Origin of the sequence: Desulfosporosinus nitroreducens, assembly GCF_023897015.1 — a bacterium.
Taxonomy (GTDB): Bacteria; Bacillota; Desulfitobacteriia; order Desulfitobacteriales; family Desulfitobacteriaceae; genus Desulfosporosinus; species Desulfosporosinus nitroreducens.
The window spans coordinates 32,408-53,451 of record NZ_JAMHFY010000032.1; the positions used below are offsets into that span (position 1 = coordinate 32,408).

At 38.6% G+C, this 21,044-nt stretch carries 18 protein-coding genes and 1 tRNA gene; 11 read left to right on the top strand and 8 right to left on the bottom strand.

Going from position 1 to position 21,044, the window contains the following annotated elements; all coding sequences use genetic code 11:
- Positions 1 to 338 precede the first annotated feature (338 nt).
- A complete protein-coding gene (gene galU, locus M8E35_RS22855) occupies positions 339 to 1,226 on the top strand; it encodes a UTP--glucose-1-phosphate uridylyltransferase GalU (protein ID WP_252472916.1) in 888 nt (295 codons plus the stop codon).
- Between the two features lie 156 nt (positions 1,227 to 1,382).
- On the opposite strand, the gene M8E35_RS22860 is transcribed toward galU, so the two are convergent.
- The 3 genes from M8E35_RS22860 to M8E35_RS22870 all read right to left on the bottom strand — a co-directional run bounded on the left by M8E35_RS22860 (position 1,383) and on the right by M8E35_RS22870 (position 4,073).
- Complete coding sequence (locus tag M8E35_RS22860) at positions 1,383 to 1,745, bottom strand: hypothetical protein (RefSeq protein WP_252472918.1); 363 nt, start codon at positions 1,743 to 1,745, stop codon at positions 1,383 to 1,385.
- Positions 1,746 to 1,806: 61 nt separating this feature from the next.
- Entirely contained in the window at positions 1,807 to 2,796 is a 990-nt protein-coding gene (locus M8E35_RS22865) for an NAD-dependent epimerase/dehydratase family protein (RefSeq protein ID WP_252472920.1), read from the bottom strand.
- Positions 2,793 to 4,073, bottom strand: coding sequence for a UDP-glucose dehydrogenase family protein (locus M8E35_RS22870; RefSeq protein ID WP_252472922.1), 1,281 nt, complete (start codon positions 4,071 to 4,073; stop codon positions 2,793 to 2,795). The genes M8E35_RS22865 and M8E35_RS22870 overlap by 4 nt, the downstream gene beginning before the upstream one ends.
- A gap of 187 nt (positions 4,074 to 4,260) precedes the next feature.
- On the opposite strand from M8E35_RS22870, the gene M8E35_RS22875 reads away from it, so the two are divergent.
- The 7 genes from M8E35_RS22875 (at position 4,261) to M8E35_RS22905 (ending at position 13,398) form a co-directional block, all read left to right on the top strand.
- A complete protein-coding gene (locus tag M8E35_RS22875; RefSeq protein ID WP_252472925.1) occupies positions 4,261 to 7,098 on the top strand; it encodes a CotS family spore coat protein in 2,838 nt (945 codons plus the stop codon).
- A gap of 766 nt (positions 7,099 to 7,864) precedes the next feature.
- Positions 7,865 to 9,403, top strand: a complete 1,539-nt coding sequence (locus M8E35_RS22880; protein ID WP_252472927.1) for a sodium-dependent transporter — start codon at positions 7,865 to 7,867, stop codon at positions 9,401 to 9,403.
- The gene (locus M8E35_RS22885) at positions 9,400 to 9,504 is read left to right on the top strand and encodes a methionine/alanine import family NSS transporter small subunit (protein WP_252472929.1); all 105 of its coding nucleotides are present in this window, start codon (positions 9,400 to 9,402) and stop codon (positions 9,502 to 9,504) included. Before M8E35_RS22880 ends, M8E35_RS22885 begins: the two co-directional genes overlap by 4 nt.
- A gap of 218 nt (positions 9,505 to 9,722) precedes the next feature.
- On the top strand, positions 9,723 to 10,649 hold the full coding sequence (locus M8E35_RS22890) for a DUF2935 domain-containing protein (protein ID WP_252472930.1): 927 nt from the start codon (positions 9,723 to 9,725) through the stop codon (positions 10,647 to 10,649).
- A gap of 454 nt (positions 10,650 to 11,103) precedes the next feature.
- Positions 11,104 to 11,511, top strand: a complete 408-nt coding sequence (gene tnpA / locus M8E35_RS22895) for an IS200/IS605 family transposase (RefSeq protein ID WP_252472932.1) — start codon at positions 11,104 to 11,106, stop codon at positions 11,509 to 11,511.
- A 4-nt stretch (positions 11,512 to 11,515) separates the two neighbouring features.
- On the top strand, positions 11,516 to 12,610 hold the full coding sequence (tnpB, locus tag M8E35_RS22900) for an IS200/IS605 family element RNA-guided endonuclease TnpB (protein WP_252472935.1): 1,095 nt from the start codon (positions 11,516 to 11,518) through the stop codon (positions 12,608 to 12,610).
- A gap of 584 nt (positions 12,611 to 13,194) precedes the next feature.
- Positions 13,195 to 13,398 carry a hypothetical protein gene (locus M8E35_RS22905; protein ID WP_252472938.1) on the top strand — a complete coding sequence of 68 codons (204 nt, stop codon included), beginning with the start codon at positions 13,195 to 13,197 and terminating at the stop codon, positions 13,396 to 13,398.
- 149 nt (positions 13,399 to 13,547) lie between these two features.
- On the opposite strand, the gene tlp is transcribed toward M8E35_RS22905, so the two are convergent.
- Positions 13,548 to 13,763 (bottom strand): small acid-soluble spore protein Tlp, encoded by a 216-nt coding sequence (tlp, locus tag M8E35_RS22910; RefSeq protein WP_252472940.1) that lies wholly within the window; start codon positions 13,761 to 13,763, stop codon positions 13,548 to 13,550.
- A 952-nt stretch (positions 13,764 to 14,715) separates the two neighbouring features.
- Here tlp and M8E35_RS22915 point away from each other — a divergent pair.
- Positions 14,716 to 15,483 (top strand): alpha/beta fold hydrolase, encoded by a 768-nt coding sequence (locus M8E35_RS22915; protein ID WP_252472942.1) that lies wholly within the window; start codon positions 14,716 to 14,718, stop codon positions 15,481 to 15,483.
- A gap of 170 nt (positions 15,484 to 15,653) precedes the next feature.
- Here M8E35_RS22915 and M8E35_RS22920 read toward each other — a convergent pair whose 3' ends face one another.
- Complete coding sequence (locus M8E35_RS22920) at positions 15,654 to 16,697, bottom strand: hypothetical protein (RefSeq protein WP_252472944.1); 1,044 nt, start codon at positions 16,695 to 16,697, stop codon at positions 15,654 to 15,656.
- Between the two features lie 328 nt (positions 16,698 to 17,025).
- On the opposite strand from M8E35_RS22920, the gene M8E35_RS22925 reads away from it, so the two are divergent.
- On the top strand, positions 17,026 to 17,685 hold the full coding sequence (locus tag M8E35_RS22925; protein WP_252472945.1) for an NAD-dependent epimerase/dehydratase family protein: 660 nt from the start codon (positions 17,026 to 17,028) through the stop codon (positions 17,683 to 17,685).
- 215 nt (positions 17,686 to 17,900) lie between these two features.
- Here the strand turns inward: M8E35_RS22925 and M8E35_RS22930 are convergent, their stop codons facing one another.
- The 3 genes from M8E35_RS22930 to M8E35_RS22940 form a co-directional block, all read right to left on the bottom strand.
- Positions 17,901 to 18,404, bottom strand: a complete 504-nt coding sequence (locus tag M8E35_RS22930) for a CBO0543 family protein (protein WP_252472947.1) — start codon at positions 18,402 to 18,404, stop codon at positions 17,901 to 17,903.
- Between the two features lie 249 nt (positions 18,405 to 18,653).
- Entirely contained in the window at positions 18,654 to 19,619 is a 966-nt protein-coding gene (locus M8E35_RS22935) for an NAD(P)H-dependent flavin oxidoreductase (RefSeq protein WP_252472949.1), read from the bottom strand.
- A gap of 520 nt (positions 19,620 to 20,139) precedes the next feature.
- The gene (locus M8E35_RS22940; RefSeq protein WP_252472951.1) at positions 20,140 to 20,316 is read right to left on the bottom strand and encodes a hypothetical protein; all 177 of its coding nucleotides are present in this window, start codon (positions 20,314 to 20,316) and stop codon (positions 20,140 to 20,142) included.
- Between the two features lie 652 nt (positions 20,317 to 20,968).
- On the opposite strand from M8E35_RS22940, the gene M8E35_RS22945 reads away from it, so the two are divergent.
- Positions 20,969 to 21,044 (top strand) — tRNA-Glu (locus M8E35_RS22945).

A 21,044-nucleotide genomic window follows, 5' to 3' on the forward strand; every position in this document is an offset into this window, starting at 1 on the left:
GTACAAAAACTTATAAACAATAGGTTTGTGGTCTGCTACAGAAAGGAAAATGGTATTCCCTGATATTTAACATCTAGGGGATGGTTTTAGGCATTTAGTCAGAGGGGTTTCCTCTAATAAATAACTAAACCTAGGTATATCGAAGGATAAGACCTAGGTTTAGTTATTTTATACTATTGACATATTAGCAGTGTAATAACGTAATTGAATATGTAAATGATCAGCTTAGGAAAACTACTAGCCTCTTCTTGCGGCATCAATAATTATTAATATTGGAATATTATCGAATTCACTCATATATGATGACATAATAATATAAACAATTAGTGAGGAAAGATATGAGAAAAATTCGTAAAGCAGTTATTCCGGCAGCAGGACTTGGCACACGTTTTTTACCGGCAACAAAGGCTCAACCTAAGGAAATGTTACCGATAGTGGATAAACCTACAATCCAGTTTATTGTTGAAGAAGCCGTTCAATCGGGGATTCAAGACATTATAATCGTGACAGGTCGTAGCAAACGCGCTATAGAAGACCATTTTGACCGTTCGGTTGAACTGGAGATGTTCTTAAAGAACACCAATAAAGAAGCCCTTTTGGATGTGGTACAAGATATTTCGAGTATGGCGAACATTTTCTATGTTCGTCAAAAGGAAGCTCTGGGATTAGGTCATGCTATCTATTGCACAAGCAAGTTTATTGGAGATGAGCCTTTCGCAGTATTGCTGGGGGATGATATCATTCATGCCAAGGTACCTTGTTTGAAGCAAATGATTAATATTTACGAACGTTATGGGGCTAGCATTGTCGGGGTCAAGGAGGTCCCTTTAGAAAAGGTTTCTAGATATGGAATCGTAGATGGAGAGAATATTGGTGAACGTATATATAGTGCTCGAGATTTGATTGAAAAGCCTAGTCCAGAAGATGCCCCTGCGACACGTCTAGCAATTATGGGGCGCTATATTTTAAATCCGGAGATTTTCGGAATTTTAGAGAGCCTTCAGCCTGGTCAGGGCGGAGAAATACAACTGACTGACGGTTTGCGCGAACTTAGCAAATTACAGAAGATTATCGCCTATGATTTTGAAGGACGTAGATATGATGTAGGAGACAAATTGGGTTTCATTCAAACTACAATTGAATACGGCTTAAGACATGATGATTTGTCTGATGATTTAATGAACTATCTACGTGAACTCATGCAGGTAATTCCACTCCGATCGTAGCCCTGTCAATAGAGAACCTGATGTTGAACCAGTGCCTTCAGAACATTACTAGAGGATGTCTCAACTAATTGAGTCATCCTCGTGCTGTTTTCGGCTTTTCACACTTGCAACTCCTGTGAAATACGCGTCTCCTGTGACGACCGAGGTCCAATTAGTTTATCTATTAATTACATTAACCTTCTGTCCCGTTTGATAACTAGTACCATTATTCTCTTTCTTGGGCTCAGCTTCTACTTCTTCAGCTTCAGCTTCTGCTTCTACTTCATCGTCATCATCATCGTCATCGTCATCGTCATCGTCATCGTCTTCATCTTCATCTTCGTCTACGTCTACGTCATCATCTTCTACTTCTTCAGCTTCTACTTCATCGTCATCATCATCATCATCTTCGTCTTCGTCATCCTCATCAAAATCGAGTTTTATTGTTTCTCCATTTTTAAACGTTACTTTGACTTTTTCAATATTGTCTTCATTTGTAATTGCATCATAAAATAGTTTTAGTAATTCTTCTTTGTACATAATCTCTTACCTTTCTTCAATAAATTTTCGGCCAAGATATATCTTTACCGTATAGAATGTGTTAGATATAAGATTCTTTGTGTATTATATGACCGCTTTTATAAAGTGGTACTGAATTGTAGCGAATGTCGTTGATCTGTTCTTCTAATCCCGATTTCAAAGAGCTTACTGGATTATAGTTTAATAATGTTTGCGCCTTCGATATATCTGCCCAAGTATCCTTCGGATCGCCATGAAGCTGCTCCATAAATTTCAGATTGGCCCTTTCGTTGAGTAAATCTTCAAGTATCGCTATGACTTCTAAGATGGAAGCTCGTTCCTTACCACCAATATTGATGGTTTCCCCGATCACTCCATCTGCATGAAGAGCCGCAACAGTTCCTTCAACACAATCCCTGATAAAGGTAAAATCACGGGTTTGCTTTCCATCTCCATAAATACTAAGAGGTTTGCGCTGCAAAATAGCATTGATAAATCGATGAAAAGCCATATCTGATCGTTGTCTTGGACCAAACAGAGTAAAATATCTTAAAATAACAATGGGGATCCCGTAACTTAGCTGATATACCTTACATAAATATTCAGCGGTTAATTTACTCACGCCATAAGGAGAAAGTGGAGTTGGAATAGAATCTTCTGCTACTTTCCCTACTTTCTCCCCATAAACTGAAGACGTTGAAATATAGATGAACTTTTTAAGCGGGCAATTTCGTACCGCCTCTAATAAAATTTGAGTGGCTGAGATATTATGGTCTACATAAGATTGAAAATCAGTTCCCCAACTTGTGCGAACACCAGGCATTGCCGCTAAATGGTAGACTACTTCAACTCCGTCGAGAATTGACTCTAAGTTAGCTTTGCGAAGGTCAACTTGATGAAATAGAAAACGAGGATGGGCAAGCAGCCGCGTTAGATTCCTCTCTTTTGTTTGCTTAAGAGAAGGATTAATAAATCCGTCAATCCCAATGACCTCAGTCTCGTCGAATTGGAGTAATCGTTCACAAAGCTGTGAGCCGATAAAACCAGCGGCTCCAGTCACTAATACTTTCATTGTTTTCCAACCCCCAAGTAAACTAATCCTTGTTTCCTGACAAGTTTTTCATCGATACAGTTTCGAGCATCAAGAACAATAGATCCCTTCATTCTCGATTTTACTTCTGACCAATCACTTTCTAGAAATTGTGGCCATTCAGTCGCAATAATTAAAGCATCTGAATTCGTAACCGATTCATATTTATCGGTATGGGAATGAACACCTGGTAATTCAAGTTGTACCATAGGATCGTGTGTGTGAACTCGACAGCCCTTTTCAAGAAGCTTGTTGATTAGAGTAATTGCTGGAGATGAACGTAAATCGTCCGTACCAGGTTTAAAGGTCACCCCCCAAACTGTAATCTGTTTTTCCGTTAAATCCGGAACTTCTGTAGTCAGTTTATTCAAGTACAGCTTAATTTGGGTGTCATTTACTTCCCTGACAGCATCAAGTAGTTTCGTTTCTACGTTTTTCCGTATCGCTGAATGTTTGAGAGAACTAAGATCTTTGGGTAGACATGATCCGCCAAACCCTAATCCTGAGTTTAGAAAGTACCGACCTATTCGAGGATCAGTCCCTAGTCCTTTGGCAATATCGGCATAGTCTACTCCGTAAGCATCACAAATACGAGCCATTTCATTAGCAAACGAGATTTTCGTGGCTAAAAAGGCATTACTAGCGTATTTAATGAGTTCCGCTCCAGTCAAACTGGTAAATATATAAGGCGCTTTTCCTCGTTTATAAAGCTTTTTAAGCTCTTTTATTGGACGACTGGTCTTCGTGCCAAAGACTATTTTATTTGGGTGATAAAGATCCCATAAGGCTAATCCTTCACGCAAAAACTCGGGATTGGAAACTATATCAAATAAGTCTTCGTTGATGCCTTTTTCAACTAAGGTTTGGTAAATCCATTCATTGGTTCCCGGAGGCACAGTGCTTTTAGTAATAACAATTTTATAGACATTTGTTGTCGAAGCAATGACTTCAACGATCTGGTTAATAAACGTCAGGTTACAGCTTCCATCTTCCTGGGAAGGTGTACCAACGGCAATTAGAATTATTGGATAATCTTTAATACTCTCTTCCACCTGTGACGAAAAAAAGAGTGTATTATTTTTAATGTTTTTATTGATTAACTCATCCAATCCAGGTTCATATATGGGAACTTTACCTTGACGAAGGCTTTCAATTTTTGATTCTTCCATGTCCACACATATAACTTCATGTCCAAAGTCGGCTAAAGCAGCAGCCGTTGTGAGGCCTACATAACCTGCGCCTACGATGCATATTCTCATTAATCGCTCCACCTATGCTAATAAAATGTCCGCAAGATAGTTTATTAGAAGATGAGAATAAGGGTGCAAATGTACAAATTATGAGAGTAAATTTAGAATTATAGACAAATTGAATTTTTTCATGATTCCACTCACCGTCAAGGTTGAATAGATTATATATGTACCTTGATAAAGTGGAGGGAAAGATGTGAATGAATATCAGATTCACCCGTGGGATACTGAAGATCACCCTGAAATAATCGATTTAGATATGTGGGTACCACCAGAAATTGATGAATTAGCAACCGAAGTAATCGCTTGCTACGACATGAAGGTCAACGTTAAAACGTTAATTACCGCTAAGTCAGACAAAGGTGGGGCCATTTGGAAAATTGAAACCGATAAAGGACCTCGCAGCTTAAAAGTCTTACACCGTAAGCCCGCTAGAAGTCTTTTTAGCGTGGGGGCGCAGGACTATATAGTAAAACAAGGAGGGCGAGTACCGGAATTAAAACAAACCCAAAACGGGCTTCTCTATGTCGAAAAAGGCGGAAAGTTATGGATTGTTACGGATTGGATTGAACCCCTCACTCCAGCGAATAATGACCTTGAAGGTGCTCAAGCCTTATGCTATGGTTTGGGAGAGTTTCATAAGCGTTCTAAGGGATATGCTCCCCCACCAGGTTCCAAAAGAGCGTCTAGATTGTATCGTTGGCCCGATTATTATCGAAAAGTTATCAGTAAATTCAATTGGTTTAGAAGTGTCGCTCAAGCTTATCATGATCTTCCAAGCAGCCAATTACTTCTTTCCACTATCGACGTTTTTGAACGAGAAGCTCATGCCGTAGTCAGCGTTCTTGAGCAATCATCGTATGCACAGATGGTTGCCATGGGAGAAGAGCACTGGGGACTTGTTCACCAAGACTTCGGATGGTCTAATGGTCAACTTGGAGCTGGTGGACTTTGGGTGATCGATCTAGACGGAGTATCTTACGATTTACCAATTCGCGATCTACGAAAGCTAATATCAAGCACAATGTTCGACTTGGGCAAATGGGACGTTACGTGGATTCAGGGAATGATAAACGCCTATCACTCAGCGAATCCTCTTGACCTAGAAACGTATGAGATTCTATTAAATGATCTAGCCTTTCCCAATGAGTTCTACAAACACATAAAAGAGATGTTATACGATCCTCAAAATTTCCTGAATCTAAATGTTGAAGCGATTCTTCAGCGTCTGACTCTCGTAGAACAAACAAAGGGCCAGGCCTTAGCTACACTGAAGCTCGATAAGGATAAGTTTAAGACAGGTAACTATGCATCGATACCAGTTTCTGAACCTGAGATTCTTCAAATGATGCAAATGAAAGCGACTAAGGAAAAAACGACTTTACCAAGTCTAATCGAAGAAAATTCTCTCTTAAATTCAACGATGGTGCAAGATGGCTCTTCTCTTAAAAAGAAAACTCATAAAAAAAATAAACTTATAAGTATTGAAAGAGGTAAGAGCTCCGGTGGGAAGGATAGTATCAATAACAATAGGGACCATCAATTAAAGATCCTTATGATTTGTACTGAAAAGTTACCAGTCCCACCAGTACGAGGCGGTGCAATTCAAACCTATATTCAGGGAATATCGGGGAAATTAGGCCAGAAACATGATTTAACGATCTTGGGAACAACCGATTCCTCGCTCCCCCTTGATGAAACTAGAGATAATATTAAGTATGTAAGAATCGACGGTCAGCAAATCTTCGAAATTTATGCCGAGAAGGTTCTTAATTTCCTTCGTGATGAATCCTTTGACCTTATTCATGTCTTCAATCGACCGAGGCTTATTCCGTTAATTCGTGAAGTCGCCCCTCATTCTCGACTAATCTTAAGTATGCATAACGACATGTTTAATTCTAATAAGATTTTACATGCCGATGCGCTTTCGGCTATTGCTGAAGTAGAATGTATTGTCACAGTCAGTGATTATGTCGGAAATACGATCTCAAATCTTTATCCTCAAGCAGCAGAAAAGGTTCAGACGATCTATTCAGGAGTAAACCTAGAGGACTTTGTTCCTTGGGAGACGTCAAATACTGCCGCTCAGATTCGCCAGAAACTCAGGAAAGAAAATAATCTTGAAGACAAAACAGTTATTTTATTTGTTGGGCGGTTAACTCCTAAAAAAGGAACAGATCTTTTAATTCAAGCACTAAAAGAGGCTCATTCTTCTAATCCGAAGATTGCCTTGGTCATCGTAGGCGGAACATGGTATAGCGTGGATAGAGTCACTGATTACGTTGCTTATATACGTGCCCTTGCAGAGAGAGCACCATTTCCGGTAATTACTACGGGTTACGTTTCAGCTGATAATATTCATCAGTGGTTTTGGGCGGGAGATATTTTTGTATGCCCTTCCGAGTGGCAAGAACCATTAGCTCGTGTCCACTACGAAGCCATGGCAGCCGGCTTACCCTTTATCACAACAGCAAGAGGTGGGAATCCAGAGGTTGTCATTGATGAAAATGGGTTAGTTGTTCAGAAACCCGAGGACCCTGTTGAATTTGCTGAGAAAATTACAATACTCTTATCTGATCCCAAGCTTAGACAAAGAATGGGGCAGACCGGTAGACGTTTGGCAGAAGAACGGTTTGGTTGGGAACGAGTTGCTCAGGAAGTCTTAGAAACATGGAAACTGGGAGCTTCTATTAAAACCAATCTGAAGAACGATCGTACCGAACTCATGACGAGTGAGAGTTTAGAGAAAGCCAAATTGAAGGATAAAGGCAAGGTTAAAAGTAAGGTTAAAATGAAAAAAATAGTAGAAATAAAAGTTAATGATACCGATAGTATTAAGCGCCAAGAAGAGGTCTGTGTTGATTTGGAAAATCTTTCATCAGCAGTGAAAGTCAGTTCCAACGTTGTGAAGATTACCCGAGACATTATTTTTCCTATGAGTTATGATCATGATTTAGTGTATATTAATACACCCTCAAAAGTATCAAACTTTTCATCAGTCGTGAAAGTGACCAGTGCAATGATACGACGTTAGGTGCGAAAATCGCCACCCCTTGTAGATTTTTATTTATTCTAGAAGGGGTGGGCTTCAGTGTTATGTTGAAAAATAGTACAAAATCCGATGAGGTGCTTATTATTCGGAATGATTAATAAAACTAAATGTCGCTTCAAGAGCGGCTCTTTCAATACTAACGTAGTTTCAAACAGGTCCCCGGATCATTCGAAGATGGGCAAGTTAAGGTCGCCTGTTTAAAGTTAGGCGGCCTTTTTAATTTGTCCGTTTGTACGATCGGTAGAAGAAAGAAATTTTACCCTAAATATTTTGCAACTGCATTTGCTGTATCGTACTTGTCATTTCCACTTAGCGACACTTCGTTTGTGCGACCTCCCCGGGGACGAAAATTAATGCTTTAATACGTCCACTGAAACATAAAATATACTTTTAAATTCCCCCAAAACCCTGACCCCCTGACAGTTAAGAATTTTCCTATTGAACAACATTGTGGTACCGCAGGCAGAAATCAGCCAGCAGAAATAGAATGATTCAGGCATTAAAGGATGCACTTTGTTTTTGATCTGTAGTTTGAGAAGGTAGTTCTTGTAGTTCAAGCGTTCACGAACTCTTGCTGGCGCATTAACTCCTTGGGGGCTTAACTTGGGGCAACTGTACGAATAGCTTATCATTGCTCGGTTAGGGTAAATCTAACAGCATAGTCAGAAAAACTAATAATAATCAGTTGGGTGGGGATAATTAGAAGAATACACTATACAAAAAACGAATAGAGAGGGTGGCAAAGAACATGGAAAGTCGTGAGCAATGGGGAACGAGGGCTGGTTTTATTTTAGCAGCCGTTGGTTCCGCTGTTGGACTAGGAAATATTTGGCGTTTTCCGTATGTGGCATATGATAATGGCGGAGGCGCATTTTTCCTTCCGTATTTATTTGCACTTTTAACCGCTGGTATTCCTCTTCTTATTATGGAATTTACAATGGGCCATAAATATCGTGGTTCTGCACCCTTATCTTACGCACGCATGAATAAGAAAACAGAGTGGATTGGTTGGTGGCAAGTATCCATAGCCTTCGTAATTTCTACGTACTATTCAGTTATTATCGCATGGGCGATGGCTTATACGTATTTTGCAGTGGGGTTGCAATGGGGAGAAGATACAGGTGGATTTTTAATGGGGGAATACTTACAGCGCGTTGATATTGTTAATAAGGACGCCGTCGGTTCTGTTGGATCAATTGTTCCGGGAGTTTTTATCCCGTTAATAATTGTATGGATAATTGCTTTAGGAGTATTGTTTAAAGGTGTTAAAAAAGGAATTGAAAGAGCAAACCGTATTTTTATTCCAACTTTACTTGTCATGTTTTTAATGATTGTAATTCGTGCACTTACGTTAGAAGGCGCTACTCTTGGTCTAGAAGCGTTGTTCAAACCGAATTGGAGTAAAATTGCCTCTCCAGGGGTTTGGGTTGCGGCTTATGGGCAAATTTTCTTCAGCTTATCGATTGCATTTGCAATTATGATAACCTATTCTAGTTATTTACCTAGAAAATCTGATATTAACAACAATGCATTCATTACAGCTTTTAGTAATTCAGGTGTTGAGCTTTTGGCAGGTTTTGGGGTCTTTTCTGCGTTAGGATTTATGGCTACACAAGCAAATGTTCCTATTGAAGAGGTTGCAACAGCAGGTATTGGCTTAGCGTTTGTTGTATTTCCAGAGATATTAAACTCTTTTCCGGGTTTGAATGGACTTTTTGGTGTTTTATTCTTTGGCTCGTTAGTTTTTGCAGGGCTATCGTCATTGATTTCGATTGTAGAGACGTTCATTGCTGGGGTACAAGATAAATTCAAATTGTCACGTACAAAGGCGGTTATAATAGGTGGAGGCCTTTCAGCGCTGATTTCAATTTTATTTGCAACTCAAGGAGGGTTATTCTTCTTAGATGCAGTTGATTACTTTATTAACACATTTGGGGTTGCCTTAGCTGGACTTGTTTCTGTTGTCACTGTTGCTTGGGTCGTTAGGAACTTAAAGCCATTCCAAGATCATGCTAACGCAATTTCGGACTTGCGTACAGGTTTATGGTGGAGAATCTGCTTAAGTATAGTGACACCAGCAGTATTAGGCTATATGTTCGTACTAAATCTTATCGACAACCTAAAAAACAATTACGAAGGTTATCCGACTGCATTTCTTATTTATTCGGGTTGGGGAGTAGCAATTGCTACGTTCGTTGTTGGCTTTATCTTGGCCTCTCTGAAGTGGGGAGCAAAGGATTTAGAAGTAGCCACATACTCTGAAGATAAAGGAGTGGATAAAAAATGAGCAGCAGTGCAATTGTAATGATGTTTGTCGGTATAATTGTCATTTGGGGTGGACTTGTAGCAAGCATTTGGAATGCTGTTAAAGTCTCTAAACAAAAATAGTTATCATGATAGTAAAGAGGCTGACTTCATTAGTCAGCCTTTAAATTTTTGAAAAAACTATATACTATGCAGTGTTCATGGATGAAAACGCTGCTTAAATCGATGCAGAGTTGTGTTCGTCCAGAGAAGGCTGAAAATATTTGTGATTGAAAGATACTGACATGCTCAAACTCTAAACTTAGGAATAAGATTTATAAATATTCATAACAGGGGGTGCTATGGTGTTAAGTCAGGATTTTGTTCGTTCTTCGATTGAACTTAATCTATTTTTCTTAAGAATAATGAAGGAGCATCTAATATTTATTGAAGCAGACCTCTCACAAAGGGATATTCATCTAAGCCATATAATAGTTGCTCTTCGCAGTGAGGCTACAAACCTGCTTAAGACTACTATTGCCTTAGCAAATGGTCATGTTAGTCCGCAAGCTGTCAGTTCGGGTGAATTTATTACCAATTATACTTTTAATGCTGAAAAGGCAACCGAGTTTTTCACGGGAATTACAATTGATAAGGATGTATCTAATGCCGAATTGACTATTGGCAGTGCAGTCGCCTCTAAAATAAATTCGGCATTAGTAGATCAGGTTGCTGCCTTAAATAACAATGCGATTGCAGTAACCCAGGCTATTTCTAATTTTAAAGCAAGCGTTCTACAAGACGTGTTAGCTTGTCGAACTTATACGCACAGTTATCCTCTATTACTCGATCATATAAACAGAGAGGCCCAATTTTATCTAAGAGCACTTAAGAAGATTCAAAAAAGAGTAGACTTCAATTTAGTAGGAGAGGCAGTCGAGCAAGAAGCCTTTTGGAATCGAATAATGGGCGAACATGCCAAATTTGTGCGTGGATTTCTTGATCCTACTGAAGAACTGTTATTTGATAAGGCACACCGCTTCGGAAAAGAATTTGAAAGGCTCACGATTGAGGCTATTTCCCTCAATGAAAACATCAGCAGATTCCCCGAAGTAACAATAAAAAGCATGAAGACCACAAATGCTATTAGAAACTTCAAACAATCCGGCGTTGAAGGAATACTAGGCTGTAAAATAAAAATCGTTGCCCTCCCACTAATTGCTGATCATATACTGAGAGAAGCGAACCATTATTTGAGGATGCTTAAGGAATTTGATTCAAGAAGATAGCGAACATGGACCTAGAAAAGGAAACTTTACTTGGTCCTAATATGTGCACCACGTATGTCGATTAAGAATAAACTCAAGAGTCCAATTTAAAGGTCTAACCCCCCTGAAGATATTAAGACCAGCAATAATTACGATGCTCCTGGGGATTTTATGGCGCAGTTCTAAAACTATTTAATCAATTCCGGGACACCCACTTCTTCAAGTGGGTGTTCCTTATTCTACTTCGGTGACGATAGTCTCCAGTGGAGAGTATCGCCGAGCGCCTTTCCCAATAGGAACACTTGGCGCGAAGGAGGTAGACTTCCCACAGAAGTCTCGATGTTCAGCTTTAGCTGAACGAGTTCACTATTCTTCTTACCACTTGTTGCCGTAAAGCCCCTAGTTTCAACTATGGGATATAAGGCAATTCTAGGTTCTAATTGTATTATATAGGTATGTGCAGTATAATATAAATATGGATATAAACTACAAATCTAACAACAACATTGTCTATTCATGCAAGTACCATGTGGTGTGGTGTCCAAAGTATCGTAGGAAGGTTTTGGTTGGTCAAATTGAAGTTCGCTTAAAGGAGTTGATAAGGGAGATATGCGAAGAACTTCAATCCGAACTAATAGAACTGGAGATCATGCCCGACCATGTCCACCTTTTGATAGAAGTAGATCCTCAATTTGGTGTTCATAAGGTCATTAAAACGATCAAAGGAAAAACGTCGAGAATACTTAGAAAGGAGTTTAAAGAGTTAACCACTAAATTGCCAACGTTATGGACTAATTCGTATTTTATCTCTACAGTTGGAGGTGCGCCGTTAGCCATTGTTAAGCAGTATATTGAAAGTCAAAAGGTTTCAGAGAGGAGGTAATGCCTTGCACAAAGCCTTTAAATTTCGGCTATATCCAACCAAAGAACAGATAGTACTCATTAACAAAACGATAGGTTGTACTCGATACGTCTACAATCACTTCCTTGATGCACGTATTAAACTATTTGAGGCTGAACGAAAAACCCTGAACTTTAATTCTTGCTGTCTTGAACTCACACAATTAAAGAAACAAATCGAATGGCTTCAAGAGGTCGATTCCATGGCCCTCCAGCAAACTCTTAAAGACTTGGATAAAGCCTATCAAAAGTTCTTCAGAGAGAAAAAGGGGTTTCCTAACTTCAAAAGTAAAAAGAATCCTAAACAAAGCTACAGAACTAACGCCAATAAATCTAGTATTGAGGTAAGTGATAGCAAGATTAAGCTCACCAAACTTGGATGGGTAAGTTTTGCGAAGAGTAGAGAAGTTGACGGAAAGATCATTTCAGCTACGATTCGCAGAAATCCTAGTGGAACCTATTTCATCTCAATTCTTTGCGAAGTAGAGATTCAACCTTTGCCAAGAGTCGATCAAGCCGTAGGGATTGACTTAGGAATTAAGGAGTTTGCCATCACGTCTGACGGTGAACATTATAGGAATCCTAAACACTATCGCAAACACGAACGTAAGCTGAAACGGCTCCAACGAAAGCTATCTAAAAAACAAAAAGGGAGTCACAACCGAGACAAAGCGAGAATAAAAGTTGCTAAGGCCCATGAAACTATTCGCAATTGCCGTCAGGATTTTTTGCATAAGCTAACAACTAAACTGATTCGTGAAAATCAAACGATCTGTTTGGAAGATTTGCAGGTAAAGAACATGATTCAAAATCATAATCTAGCAAAGTCGATAGCGGATGTTTCTTGGTCTGAATTCCGGTCAATGCTGGATTATAAAGCGAGATGGTATGGACGGAAATTATCGATCATCGGCAAAACATTCCCATCCAGTCAGCAATGTTTTGCATGTGGTTATCGCAATAAGGATGTAAAAAACTTGAACCTGCGAGAATGGATATGCCCAATTTGCGGCATGTATCATGATAGAGATGAAAACGCCGCCAAAAATATCCTTAGAGAAGGATTAAGGCTGGCAGGATAAATTTCTTTGCCGTGGGACACGCGGTTTAAGCTTGGGGAGTACACGGCATAAGTCGGTATGATGAACCTAGAATCCCCTGGATTCATCCAAGGGGAGTGTCAACACAAGGAAATACACCAGGAATAATAACACCAAAGTCGAAGGTAATAGCAGAAAAGACGGATGTCCCTACTAATGAAAATACAGATCCTAGTCATAATTAATTCTTCAAGATTTCACAGGGCAGCTTTGGCTGTCCTGATTTTTTTACCACTTAAATAGGCCTTTCGCTAGGTATTTTAGGTTTACGAAGCGATTTGGAGACCATACAAAGAGATGTTTACCTTGAGAGTGTTTCGGAGAACATCCTTTGCCTAAATTAGCCACCTTTTGGAAACGCCGAAAACGGGCAAGAATCTTTGGAGAATTCAGGACCTTGATGCATAAGTAGAATCGATTATGAGCATATAGTAATTATATAGACAAATGGCATTAAAAATGGTAAAATATATTTGTATTATTCAGAAAATTCAAAAGGCAATATAGCCTTGTTAATTCATGAAAAAAAGGTGTTAAAAGAAGTTGGAAAAAGGGGAGGGTGCAATATGATTGAATCCAAAAAACCAGGCTCATTCCTCCGCCATGAAAGCCAATTTGAAGTCGGAGATCGCGTGGAGACGTTTAATCACTGCGTTGGAACAGTTGTACGAGTTGATCGCGATAAAATTGGAGTCTTTATTGTAGTGCGGTTAGATATCCTACCTCGTGAATTTGCATACGAGCCCTGTGATCTGAAAAAAATCCAATAAATTTCTTCTTAATTAATGACGATGTACTGAATAGGCCACTAGGCAGCTATGCCGAATTGTTTCGGGATGTATCGAAATTGGAAAAAACAGCCTCTTCTCAAATAGAAGGGGCTGCCTGCATGGTATTGAACGCAAATAGAACTTAGTTCTTAATCACGAGCTTCATCCTTCTTTTCTGCTATAAAATAGTCAATACTCTCCTTGCGGCGGTCATTTTTTGCTTCAATAGCTTGCTTCTCATCAGCTTTAATCTCATCTGCATGTTCATCCAGGTAATCCTCAGCAGCATGTAATTTAGCTAAAGTGTGGTTGATATGCTCTTGCAGGTGCACCTCATTATCCGCCCGATTATCAGGTTTGGCCAATATAATCCCTCCTATCTAATTATGACTGCCTTTTTATGATTACCTAATCCGCAAGATACTATGCGAGTAGACATCCCATTGTGTTGTTACAAAAATTAACAGGACGATTAGAGGGTGTTTGGTTAGGAAAAAGAATGCCATCTTTCAATTTGTGCTAATAGATCAATATGTTCTTATTGTAAAATGGATGAATCTAAAGCATCTGATGAGTTAGTTGCAAATAAGGCGTTATAAAAGGAAAAAAATCAAATATATTCTGGCTATGTCTTGAAGAATGTTATACAATCCACTACTTTAAAAGAAAATACCTAGTTATGTACAGTGTATTTATGAGAAATTTTTAGCATTCGATAAGATATGCAAATCATTAAGATTTAAGTAAAATAAATAATAGCACCCAGGCGTCTTTGAATAGAATGCTGGTGCTATCAGGATGGCACTGAATTTGAGTGCGATTTTTGCTCTTTCGGATTAAAATCTTCTTTGTGAAGAAAGGCTACAATAGTTTGCATATAATTATTCACCAATGCTTGGTTTAAAGAGTTTGAACATTCGTTACAAATACTCCAGCAGGACTCCTCAGTAATTGAAATATCATCTAGCTCATTGGTATACGCGTAATTACAACACACCATCTCAGTTTTTTTTTCTTCCCCACAAACATCGCAGTATGAATACGCAAGTATTAAATTCTTGAGCAACATTATAATCCACCCCTCTCAATGAATAAAAACCTTGTGTTAGTTACAGCATATGACAAAAATTCAGTTTTAGGTATTCAGAAGAAAGAAAAATCAGAATATTTGATTAAATTTTTCGGATGTATTTTGGTGTATCGTTATTGTTGATGAGATTGTGGGAACAATTGGCGCAACGCTTCGAAACAATATGCTGATGGTATGGTTATATTAGTGAGTAATAAATTAAATATAAGCAGTTAGGTGGGGGCGGAATGGCGATAATTAAAATAAATGGAATAAATTTGAATGTAGATATACAAGGCGAAGGATATCCTTTAATTCTTATACACGGACTTGGTTGCGATAATACTCAATGGAAAGGGGAAGTTCAACGACTATCAAAATCCTATAAGACAGTTGCTTTAGATTGTCGAGGACATGGCAAATCTGATAAACCAGACAGTTACACATTGAATGATCATATCCAGGATGTTTTATCGCTATTAGACAGGTTCGAATTCACGGTGACAAATCTTTATGGAGTTTCTATGGGAAGTTATATTGCCCAAGGTGTGGCAATTAAACAACCTCATAGAATAAACAAACTAATTTTAACAGTTCCGAAATCAAATGGTTTGATATCTTCAACACGGAGATTTATTCAGGAGCATGCAAAGGAATTAGTGGGACTAAGTAAACAAGAAAAAAGAACATTTTTCCATAAACATATCGCATATAACTCGGATATATTTTTAAAGGATCCAGAACTTCTTAAAAGTTCGTTAACGCCTCAACAAACAGCAATAGCAAATAGAGCTTTAGAAGGATTCGATTATCTTAGTGAACTGCATAAGATAACGGCAGAAACTCTTGTTATCAGTGGTAAATATGATGAGCTAAATCCTCCTTGTGAAGGAAAGCTATGTGCCTCTCTAATACCAAATGCGACCTTTATTGAAATGCTATACTCAGGTCACATACCTATGGCAGAGGAACCTGAAAATTATAACAGAATAATTGATAAATTCCTAAGCAAATAGGTGAAGCTGATCCATAGTTCTAAAGGATAGCTTCACCTTGATTTACATAATAGAATGCTCATCTCTCAGAGTCAAGATAGCTCCTGACTCTTTTGTCTGGGAAGGAAATTTCGCATAGGACGCTTTAACGAAAATGTTTCGTTTCCGAACTTCAACAGCTGCTATCTGTTTTATTCTTCGTCAAACAACGCGAGAAAGCTTTTGCCAGTATTGAACCATTCCGTTTCGTTGTCGATGGATTTGCCACTTCGTTTAATGTATCGGCTAAAAGGATCTAACTCACTTTTCCTATTGATAAAACGTTCGATAAACGAATATGGATAAATAACAAAGTTGGTATTGTTGACAGTGAGTAATCCATCAAAGTAAAACTCTGTAGATACGTAACCTTGTTTGCTAAGTAACTCGACTTTAGCAAAAATACTGTTTTGTGCAACTCCTTTTTCAAATGCCGAGAGATCATAAATAGGATAATAACAATAGTCGTCATCAAGAAGCTTAAATTCCCGATAGTCAAGCTTCTTAAAATCTTTAATACCGTTGACAAGGTCAAAATTATAATTCTTTCCTACTGGACTTTCCGATGACTCAACTGTATCTTGAATCGAAATATGGACCATAAGGTTTTTAAACGGAATAGGAAAACCAATATAAATTTCCGAATTAACGATTTTTAATTGCGATGACACTGATGCTAAAGTGATTACATTTGACCCTGCTGTCAAGATGTCTGCATCTAATAGTTCGTTAACAGTTGGCAGTCGCCCAACTTTGCTCGTGCTTGTCAGAAGGCCGAAAATCTTTATTATAAAGTACAGGACAAATATATCAGCGAGAATGACACAAAAAAGCAAGATGCTCCGCTCGACGGACGAAAACGACTGTTTCAAAAGATAACCCACGATAGTTGTCCATATAAGTCCACAAAAGGTCAAGGTGATTTGAGCGAAACTTATTATTCTGCGTAAAAACGTATTCTTTTCATTTATTATTTGTTCGTATAAAAGAAACGTTCGAAAGACTTCTTGACCAATAGCACCTTTCTCGAGAAATAGATTTTTCTTATATGGCAACGTGAAAATGCTCCATAGGATTTCCCGACTTCGTTGTACATTATGTTGACTGTTCATGGATATAAAGATGGAGATAAGTCCGACTAAAGACAGCATACCCGAAGTAATCGCCAGTAACATCCCGATTGTTTCCCCAGACAAATATCATGCCTCCATTTCTAAGGTAAAGCTGACACTACAGAACAACCGCTAATGGGGTCTGATTGAATAAGTACAAACCTAGTGTCCCAGATATTTCTCACAATATCCAAGAATTATTAAATCTTAGAATAGTACTACCTTGAGGAATTGATGGTATAAATTGAACGGCATCTTTCTTTGTATGAAGGGTTGGAAGCCAAACCCCTTTACGAATTAGGGGAATTTCCATTAAAGTGAGGGCAATAATGTGATAGAATATCAATATGAAGAGCTGGTTACGATAGCGTTAACCAGCACATAAATACTGTCGAATGACAGGAGGAATTCGATGCTAGGAAAATCGGCACTGTTAGTTGGGGCAAGTGGGTTGGTTGGCGGCGAATTACTCACTTACTTATTGAATGGCAAGGAATACTCAAAGGTATTAATCTTTGTACGTAAAACGCTCGGCATAAAACACCCTAAACTAGAGGAGCGATTAATTAAATTTGAAGATTTGGCCGGATACAAAGATTACTTTGAGGTCAATGATGTATTTTGTTGTTTGGGAACAACGATTAAGAAAGCTCGGAGTCAGGAAGCGTTCAAAAAGGTTGATCTTGAATATCCCCTGGAAATCGCCAGACTAGCAAAGGAAATGAAGGCTGAAAAGTTCCTGGTTATCAGTTCGATGGGGGCAAACCCTAAATCTTCAGTATTCTACTCTCGTATAAAAGGCCTGCTCGAACAAGAGCTTAAGGATATATCGATTAAGTCCTTACATATCTTCCGACCGTCATTATTACTTGGCGCTAGAAGAGAGTTTCGTTTTAGTGAGTCGGCGTCGGCTTTCATAACCAAAGGGATTTCTTTTATCTTCGTAGGTTCGCTAAAGAAATACAAACCTATTAATGCAAAAACAGTGGCCGCTGGAATGTATAAGGCTGCACAGAGTGAGACGGTGGGTATCCATACATATCTCTCCAATGAGATTGCAGAATTATCCTAGGAGAGTATCAGGATCGTTTGGGTTGCAAAAGAGATTTGCAAGCTTCATATAAAAGCCTCTTAACTGATGGCATTTAGCCCTTAATGGACCAAATAAATCATAAAAGCCGTTACTTAAGTTTGATTTGCTCCCCTCAGGGGGCAGTTCAATTAAAAAGTAGCGGCTTATTCTATGAGCAAAAGGTATTAAAATTGGATATTGTATTGACCGAAGAACTATTGGTTTAGGAATGGGATCTGGAATAACGTCATGAGGACAAAAGTAGCGGCAATTGATATTAGCCATGCCCATAAAGGACTTTTATAGTGAATGACAAGCAGTATAAACATGAAAGCATTAAAGATCATTGAGTATGTAAATCGCCAACCGTTGAAATAAGAAAAATGGTTTATCTTTAGTGCCCAATATTCTATGCCGGAAAAAATAAAGACCCAAATAAGTATATAACCGGTTTTTTTAAGGGTTCCTTTCTGAGGGAAATAGGGTAGAAATAACAGAAGAAAACAAGGAAACATAAGCAAGGACATCATAATCTCAGCTAACTGACGCGGCAACATGGGTGTGGTAAAAAGCCATAAGGGTTTAGCTAGTGTTAGATGGAGGTAAAGGAAATTTCCTAATGCCCAAAAGAGAAATGTAGGGTAATATGCCTGCCAATTTTTAAAATTGCCCCATTTTATTGCAATTGCCAAAACTAAAACAGTTAAAATAAGATCCATGTTTATCGTTCCAATCTCTTGTTTGTATTCAAACTGTATATAGTATCATTATTAATTTCAAATGTTATGCGCAGACGTTGCTTGAATTAGCTTGCGTAAAGAATTGGTGTTGCTGAAATACTCTTGATACAATATTTAATGCGTTGGTTGAGAAACAACAACAAATTCTCACGCCAGCGCATTTTTGTTTGAAAGGTACGGTATAAAATGGTATGAGGGCGAAAAATGTTAAATTAAAGTTTCTGAAAGTTACCTTCGAATGTTTTGTAATCTATCCAAGATTATTTCTGACTCAGTGATAATATTTGTGATTAAGTCTTTGATAGATTTGATGTCATAAATTAAACCTACGCACTGTCCCATAGAAATTGTGCCCCCGTCCAAATCCCCCTCTATATAGCAACGGCGTCGCACTCCACTGCCAATAACCTTAAGGATCTCTTCCATGGTGGCTCCTCTGGCCTCCATTTCCAAAACTTTTTCTGCTGTAACATTTTTCATTACTCTAGCTGTGTTTTGAATAGACCGTTCGATTATTACTGTATCTGTTTCTTCAGCTTGTATCATCCATTCTTTAAATTTAGGATGAGCCAAACAGTCTGTAGTAGCCAGGAAACGGGTACCCATGACAACCCCTTCCGCCCCTAAAGCTAAGGCAGCTATTAACCCACGGGCATCTGCAAACCCTCCTCCGGAAATTACCGGAATTGATAAGGTGTCTGCTGCTTTTGGCGTCAATACCAATGAAGTAACATCATCCATGCCTGGGTGGCCTCCGCATTCATACCCTACGATGATCACAGCATCCGCGCCAATGCTTTCCGCTTTTTTTGCAAAACGTATTGAGGGCACCTTATGAATTAATTTAACACCAGCCTTTTTTAGCTCTGGTACAAAACTTTCCGGACTCCGACCGGTCTCGACGACAAGCACATTCTCCTCGATCACTGCTTCAAAATATTGAATTGCTTTATCCTTCTGACCTACTCCCGGCAGGATGGTGATATTGACACCGAATGGCTTATCCGTTAATTCACGAGTTCTGCGTATTTCCTCAATCAGTTCTTTTTTGCTGGGAAATGTTGCAGCAGAAATAATGCCTAATCCTCCCGCATTTGACACCGATGCCACAAATTCGGCTCGTGACAGCCACTGCATCCCACCCTGAATTATCGGATGTTCAATGAGTAAGAGTTCAGTAATCTTAGTCTTCATTGTTCTTCTCCTTTCAATTATCGCCATAACCTAAGGCATCTCTCGGACGTTTTCTTCGTTAAGTTCCCCCAAGATCATGCATCCATGGACGGAATAGAGTGAATTAATAGTAAATTCTCACATTAATACAATACCATTAATTAGCAATTTTGTAAGTAGTAGTTCAGCTAAAAACATTTTTTTAAAAGGATTGTAAGTAAGGCAGGGAAAACTAAACTGCTTTTTATCAATGGGAAATTTGGAAAAAGATCCATATAGAAGATGTTTTAACGCTGACTAGCGTTTTTTTTGTGACCTGAAGATTCAGGAGGAATTTAGCAATGCTTTAAGAATATTTTGTGTAGGTGTCGAATTATGTAAGGATCTCCGAGTAGTCGCAACTAATGGAGAACAATGAGTGTTGCTTTACATTAATGGGAACTGAAGATGGGGGTAGACTGCAATTTGAGCGATTGTGAATATGGCAGAAATTATGGCAAAAGAATTGACCAGGCATTTAATGTCTGGTCAATTTGGCTTTTTAAAAGATTACACCTAAGGCGATAAGGATTAAAATTGCGATAAAAATAATCGCGACACCAATTCCAACGCCGACGCCCGTAGTTACAGGAGGGCACCAACAACCAACAGGCCCGATGTGTGGTGGAGCACCAACAGGAGAAATGTGAGGGAAATGACATCTTCTAAATTTGTTCATTAAATAGCCTCCTCAAATATTAGAATATTGCCTTAGTACATTCTATGATTTGCCAACTGTCTGGGTAACATAATCTCACAATAAAGTAATAAATTGGATGACGGACGGATAAGCTCTAATTTTCTTTGTCAAAGACATTTCGCTATTCTCATAGGTATTGGAAAACCTGACGATCGAATGATTATTATTTTAGATACAGAGAAAATATTTTCCGCGAATTTGCTACTCTTCAAAACGCTTTTATTAAGCAAGAAATTAAAAAAAAACGGCGTAACCTCAATCTTAAATTAAGTATGGTTTTTTCCATGGCACCACGCATTGCGTTATTTAATTTCAGATGATTAAGGAGAATAAATGACTGCAACCGACTAGAGGGTACAATCACTCATGATGAATTTATACCTGAATATTATTTGATAAATTATGCTGCAAAAATAAAACTTTGCAGAACGATATTGGATAAAAATAACAGTTTACAACATGTGCTAGAAATGTTAATCTAACTGAGCGCCGAAGAAAAGACACAAATTAACTAGAAAAATGGAACAATACGTTATTGACAACTTAGTTTAAAAATGCTAATATTTAAATCCGGCCAGGCTAAAAAACAGGCCGTTGGTCACCTCCGAATTTTGGAGATTGTCTCTTAGATGGCCCGTTGGTCAAGCGGTCTAAGACACCGCCCTTTCACGGCGGTTACACGGGTTCGAATCCCGTACGGGTCACCA